Source organism: Comamonas sp. B-9 (assembly GCF_000410635.1).
GTDB lineage: Bacteria > Pseudomonadota > Gammaproteobacteria > Burkholderiales > Burkholderiaceae_C > Comamonas.
The window spans coordinates 1-5,205 of sequence record NZ_APCR01000570.1; the positions used below are offsets into that span (position 1 = coordinate 1).

General features: G+C 66.2%; 5 protein-coding genes and 1 pseudogene. 2 read left to right on the plus strand and 4 right to left on the minus strand.

Annotated elements, in window-relative coordinates; all coding sequences use genetic code 11:
- Positions 1-336 (plus strand): annotated as a pseudogene (locus H928_RS0105670) (5'-methylthioadenosine/adenosylhomocysteine nucleosidase); the annotation flags it as partial.
- A gap of 84 nt (positions 337-420) precedes the next feature.
- Positions 421-1,620 carry an MFS transporter gene (locus H928_RS0105675; RefSeq protein WP_052329783.1) on the plus strand — a complete coding sequence of 400 codons (1,200 nt, stop codon included), beginning with the start codon at positions 421-423 and terminating at the stop codon, positions 1,618-1,620.
- A 15-nt stretch (positions 1,621-1,635) separates the two neighbouring features.
- On the opposite strand, the gene corA is transcribed toward H928_RS0105675, so the two are convergent.
- The 4 genes from corA to tsaB all read right to left on the minus strand — a co-directional run bounded on the left by corA (position 1,636) and on the right by tsaB (position 4,986).
- The gene (gene corA, locus H928_RS0105680; protein ID WP_021025633.1) at positions 1,636-2,622 is read right to left on the minus strand and encodes a magnesium/cobalt transporter CorA; all 987 of its coding nucleotides are present in this window, start codon (positions 2,620-2,622) and stop codon (positions 1,636-1,638) included.
- A 314-nt stretch (positions 2,623-2,936) separates the two neighbouring features.
- Positions 2,937-3,797 carry a DNA polymerase gene (locus tag H928_RS0105685; RefSeq protein WP_021025634.1) on the minus strand — a complete coding sequence of 287 codons (861 nt, stop codon included), beginning with the start codon at positions 3,795-3,797 and terminating at the stop codon, positions 2,937-2,939.
- Positions 3,794-4,270: a ribosomal protein S18-alanine N-acetyltransferase gene (gene rimI, locus H928_RS0105690; RefSeq protein WP_021025635.1), complete on the minus strand. Its 477-nt coding sequence runs from the start codon at positions 4,268-4,270 to the stop codon at positions 3,794-3,796. The genes H928_RS0105685 and rimI overlap by 4 nt, the downstream gene beginning before the upstream one ends.
- Positions 4,267-4,986: a tRNA (adenosine(37)-N6)-threonylcarbamoyltransferase complex dimerization subunit type 1 TsaB gene (tsaB, locus tag H928_RS0105695; protein ID WP_021025636.1), complete on the minus strand. Its 720-nt coding sequence runs from the start codon at positions 4,984-4,986 to the stop codon at positions 4,267-4,269. The genes rimI and tsaB overlap by 4 nt, the downstream gene beginning before the upstream one ends.
- Between the last annotated feature and the right edge of the window lie 219 nt (positions 4,987-5,205).

The window sequence follows — 5,205 nt, forward strand, 5'->3', positions numbered from 1 at the left end:
GCAGCCTGGACGGCCGAGCTGGGCCTGCCCGCGCCGCAGATGCACCAGGGCCTGGTCGTCAGCGGCGACCGCTTTGTCAGCAGCGCCGCCGAAGTGCAGGCGCTGCGCAGCGGCTTGCAGGGCGCAGGCATGGAGGCGCTGGCCGTCGAGATGGAAGGCGCTGCTGTCGCCCAGGTCTGCGCCGACCATGGCCTGCCCTTTGCGGCCATGCGCAGCATCTCCGACCGGGCCGATGACAGCGCGCACCTGGACTTTCCGCGCTTTATCCGCAGCCTTGCCAGCCGCTACGCGCAGCACATCATCGGCAGCCTGGTACGGAGCTTGCCCAGCCGTTAAACGTCTACCCGGTAGCGCGGGTGACTGTGCACTGCGGCAAGCCTCGTCACAATGGCGCGCTGCCTTGATGCGCTGTTGCCGACCATGCCCCTTTTTTCCGCCCACTCCTTTGCGCCCGGCCAGGTGCTGACCACCTGCAAGCTGGGCCTGGGGCAAATGCTGTCCTGGGGCTCGGCCTTCTACCTGCCCGCCATCCTGGCCGGCGCAATGGGCGAGAGTCTGGGCATCGCGCCATCGCGCATCTTTGCGGCGTTCTCCGTGGCGCTGCTGATGATGGCGCTTACCGGCCCGGTGGCGGGGCGGCTGATTGACCGCTGGGGCGGGCGGCCGCTTCTGATGGCCACCAATGTGCTGTTTGCGCTGGGGTTGCTGCTGCTGTCGCAGGTGCAGACCCAGGGCCAGCTGTTTGCGGTCTGGTGGTTGCTGGGGCTGGCGATGGGGGCGGGCCTGTACGAGGCGGCCTTTGCCACCTCGGTGCGCCTGTATGGCAAGGCCGCGCGCGGCAGCATTGTCGGCATCACCTTGTTTGGCGGCTTTGCCAGCACCCTGAGCTGGCCGCTCACCACCTGGCTGCTGCACAGCTGGGGCTGGCGCGAGGCCTGCCTGGTCTGGGCGGCGGTGCAGCTCTTGGTGCTGCTGCCGCTGCATGCCAGCTTGCCCCATGCAGCGGCTCGCGCCCGTACCGATGCGGCAGCAGCCCCAGCGGGCGTGCCTGCAGCGCCTGCTGCTGCGCTGCGAGGCCAGTGGCTTAGCCTGGTCTTGCTGGCGCTGACCTTTGCCGCCATCTGGTTCATCGGCACCTCGATGATGTCGCACCTGCCGCGCCTGCTGGTGGTCAGCGGCGCCACGGCGACGGCGGCGGTGGCTGCGGCGGCACTCGTGGGCCCGGCCCAGGTGGCCAGCCGCATTGCCGACTATGTTTTTCTGCGCCGCGCCCATCCGCTGTGGTCGGCGCGCATTGCCGTCATGGCCTACCCCGTGGCGGCGCTGGCGTTGGCGCTGTTGGGTGCCTCGGGCGCCTGGGTCTATGCGCTGGCCTTTGGCCTGGGCAACGGCATCATGACCGTGGTGATCGGCACCTTGCCGCTGGCCATGTTTGGTGCGCAAGGCTATGGCCAGCGCCAGGGCCTGCTGATGGTGCCCGCCCGCATGACCCAGGCCAGCGCCCCTTTTCTGTTTGGCCTGGCGCTGGAGCAGTGGCAGCTGGGTGCACTGTGGGTGCTGATGCTGGCCGCATCGATCGCCGGCACTGCCCTGTGGTGCCTGCGGCCCAAGCAGGTGTAGTGGGCGCTGCCGTGCTTACTTGAGCCAGCCGCGCTTGCGGAAGTACAGCATCGGTATCAGCGCGCTGCCCACCATCAGCGCAATGCCGTAGGCATAGCCGTATTGCCAGTCGATTTCGGGCATGTACTTGAAGTTCATGCCGTAGACGCTGGCGATCAAGGTGGGCGGCAGCAGCGCCACGCTGGCCACCGAGAAGATCTTGATGATCTTGTTCTGGTTGATGTTGATGAAACCGACCGTCGCATCCATCAAGAAGTTGATCTTGTCAAAGAGGAAGGCGGTGTGGTTGTCCAGCGATTCGATGTCGCGCAGGATCTGGCGCGCGTCCTCGAACTGGTCGGAGTTGAGCATCTTGCTGCGCATGACAAAGCTTACCGCGCGGCGGGTGTCCATCACATTGCGGCGAATGCGGCCGTTCAAGTCTTCCTGGCGCGCGATGGCCGAGAGCACTTCACTCGCGTGGGTGTCGGTCACATTGCCGGCCAACACCTGGGTGCTGACTTTTTCCAGGTCGTCGTAGATGCCTTCGAGCGTGTCGGCCGAGTACTCGGCGTCGGCGTCAAACAGCTTGAGCAGCACGTCCTTGCTGTCCTCGATGAGGCCCGGTGCACGGCGGGCGCGCAGGCGCAGCAGGCGGAACACCGGCACATCCTCATCGTGGATGGAAAACAGCACGCCATAGCTTTTGAGCGCGGCATTGTGCAGGTTCATGATGAAGGCCACACGCACGCTGCGCGGGTCGTCTTCGTCATCGATCAGGAAGTCGCTGCGGATGTGCAGGTCGCCATTGTCTTCTTCGTAGAAGCGGGCCGATTCCTCAATGTCCTGGTCCATCGCGTCTTCGGGGATGGACAGGCCATAGTGCTGCTTGATCCAGCGCTTTTCTTCGAGGGTGGGGGATTCGAGGTCAACCCAGATAGGCTGAAAACGGGCCAGGTCCTGGAGAGACTCGATCTCTTCCTGCACCAGACGGCCATTGGCAAGCGTAAAGATGTTGAGCATGGGCTCACTTCCTTGTTGTTATTGGTCTGCAAAAGGGGGCGGGGGGCGCTTCCGACCCTTGTGCAGCCATGTGCTTGCCAGGGTGGAAGCTACCAACTAGGGTAGGGATCCAAGGAGAGACTCCGGTTTGTGAATGGGCGCCATTATGGCATTCCCGCATCCGCTGCGCATGACGATGCGCTTTGTCCGCGCGCAGCGTTGTCAACGCCCCACGCCACAGCCTGTCAGTGGGCGCCTACACTCACCAAGTGGCGGCTATTTGGCGGCCAAATGGCGGCAGATTGGCGGCAGATTGGCAGGTTTGTGAAGAAAAATTAACGCCCGGCCTGGGCCAGCGCAAAGCACAGATCGGCCCAGGTTGCAGCCTTGGCCTGGGGGGTGCGCAGCAGGTGGCTGGGGTCGTAGCTGACCACGGCGGGCAGCTGGTTGCCGCCCAACTGGTGCAGCTGCTGGCGCAGGCTGGAGAAGGGCTGGTCGCCCGGCATCAGGTGGCGCACCGCTGGCAGGCCCAGCAGCAAGGCCATGGCGGGCTGGCATTCCTGCACCAGCGCCTCGATGCTGTAGCTGGGCAGGCCGTCGTCGCCTTCCTGATTGGCGGGGATGCGGGCCAGCGGCACCCAGTAGACGGGGGCATCGGTCAGCCGCATGGCGCGCAGCATCTGCAGCAGCAACTGGCAGGCTTCGCCCTGCTGGGGCGCGCCCTCGGGCAGCTCGGCCACCACCAGCCAGGCCGGCTGGGTGGGGGGCACGGCCGGCTGCTGCTTGCCCTGCAGATCGAGCAGGACCGGTGCGCGCAGCGCAAAGCGTACGCGCGGAAAACCGGCGGGCAGCGCCTGTGGGGACGTGGGGCGTGCAGCTGCTGCAGGCGTTGGCGTTGGCTCAATAGCGGCAACTGGCGCGGCCGTTTCTGGGAGCGCAGCAGCCGGCATTGCCGCTGGAGCGGGTGCAACAGTAGGTGCAACAACTGCTGTAGTCGCTGCTGCAGCCGCTGCGGTGGGCACCACAGCTGGGGCAGGCACCGCCTCCGCGCGCGATGGCGGTGCAGCCACTGGCGCAGGAGCGGAAGATGTCTCCGGCGCGGCCTGGGCGGCAGGCGCGGGCGATTCGGGCCACCACAGCGGGTGGCCCATCTCTTGCAGCATGGCGCGTTGGCGGGCGTCCAGGTTCAGGCTCATGGGGTGGTAGGCAGCAGATAACGCATGACCATGGCGTCCTCGCGTTCGACATGGGATACCGGATAGTAGCGCTTTCGCAGCCCTACCGATTCAAAACCAAACGCCAGGTAGATCTGCTGGGCGCGCAGATTGCTGATGCGCACCTCCAGCCAGATCGCCTGCGCGCGCGCACTGACGGCCCAGCTGCGCAGCTGATCGAGCAGCACCTTGGCCCAGCCCTGGCGCTGGTGGCGCGGGTTGACGGTGATATTGAGCAGGTGCAGCTCGTCGACGCCCTGCATCGCAATAAAGTAGCCGATCAGCTCCTCGCCGGCCCAGAGCAGCTGCATTGCATAGCCCATCGCCATCGAGTCGATAAAGTTGCCCCGCGTCCAAGGGTGGCTGTAGCACTGGTTCTCCACTTCTAGCAGTGCATCCAGGTCATCAATGCGTAGCGCGGACCAGCGCAGCTGGGGCGTGGCAGGCAGGCTCATGGCGCCGTGCCTGGGCTGCCGGCGGCCTGGGCTTGTTTTTCTGCCTCGCGCTCGGCCGTGGTCTTGGCCACCTTGTCGCGGATATAGAGCGGCAGCGCATCCTGCGCAGCGACTGCCTGGCCTTGTGCCAGCAGGTAGGGCGCCAGGCTCAGCAAGGCCTGGGCCGTGGGCATGGCCTGCAGATGGGTGGCAGCGGGCGCCAGGCGCTCGCCATAAATGGGCAGGGCATTGCCGGCCACGACAAAGCCTGCGGGCACCTGCACATGCTGCGGCGGGCAGACCTGCAGATCGCCCAAGGTCTGCCAGTGGCCGTCCACATACTGGTAGACGGCGTTGTAGACCTCGTCCATGCGCGCATCCAGGCAGGCCAGCACCTGGGTGCAGCCGTATTGCAGGCGGGCCTCTTCGGCCACGGCCATCAAGGTATCGACCGGCAGCACCGGCACGCCCTGGCCGCCCTTGGCCACAAAGGCCAGGCCCTGGGCAATGGCGCAGGCGGTGCGCAGCCCGGTGAACGAGCCCGGGCCCCGGCCAAACACAATCGCGTCCAGCGCATCAAAGCCCAGGCCCGCATCGGCCATCAGGCCGCGCAGCGCCGGCAGCAGCTGGCTGGAGGTGTGCTGGCCACCGGCACCGCTGTGCAGCCAGCGCTGGTCATCCCGTGCGGTGGCAATAAAGAGGGTGTCGGTACTGGATTCGAGAGCAAGCAGGTTCATGGGGTAGGGTGCGCACGGGCGCTATGCTGGCGCCCGGTTTCAGCCCCTGTAGAGGGGTGGCAACTCGCCATTATCGGGGCAAAGCCAAGGCTGCATGCCGGGCTTGGGCATAGCCGCTAGACTGCTGCCCATGCAACAGATTTCTTCGATGGCGCCCCTTTCTCTGTCCCTGGCGCGGCTGGGCGCTGGCCTGCCTGGCAGCAGCGGCCGCTGGCTGCT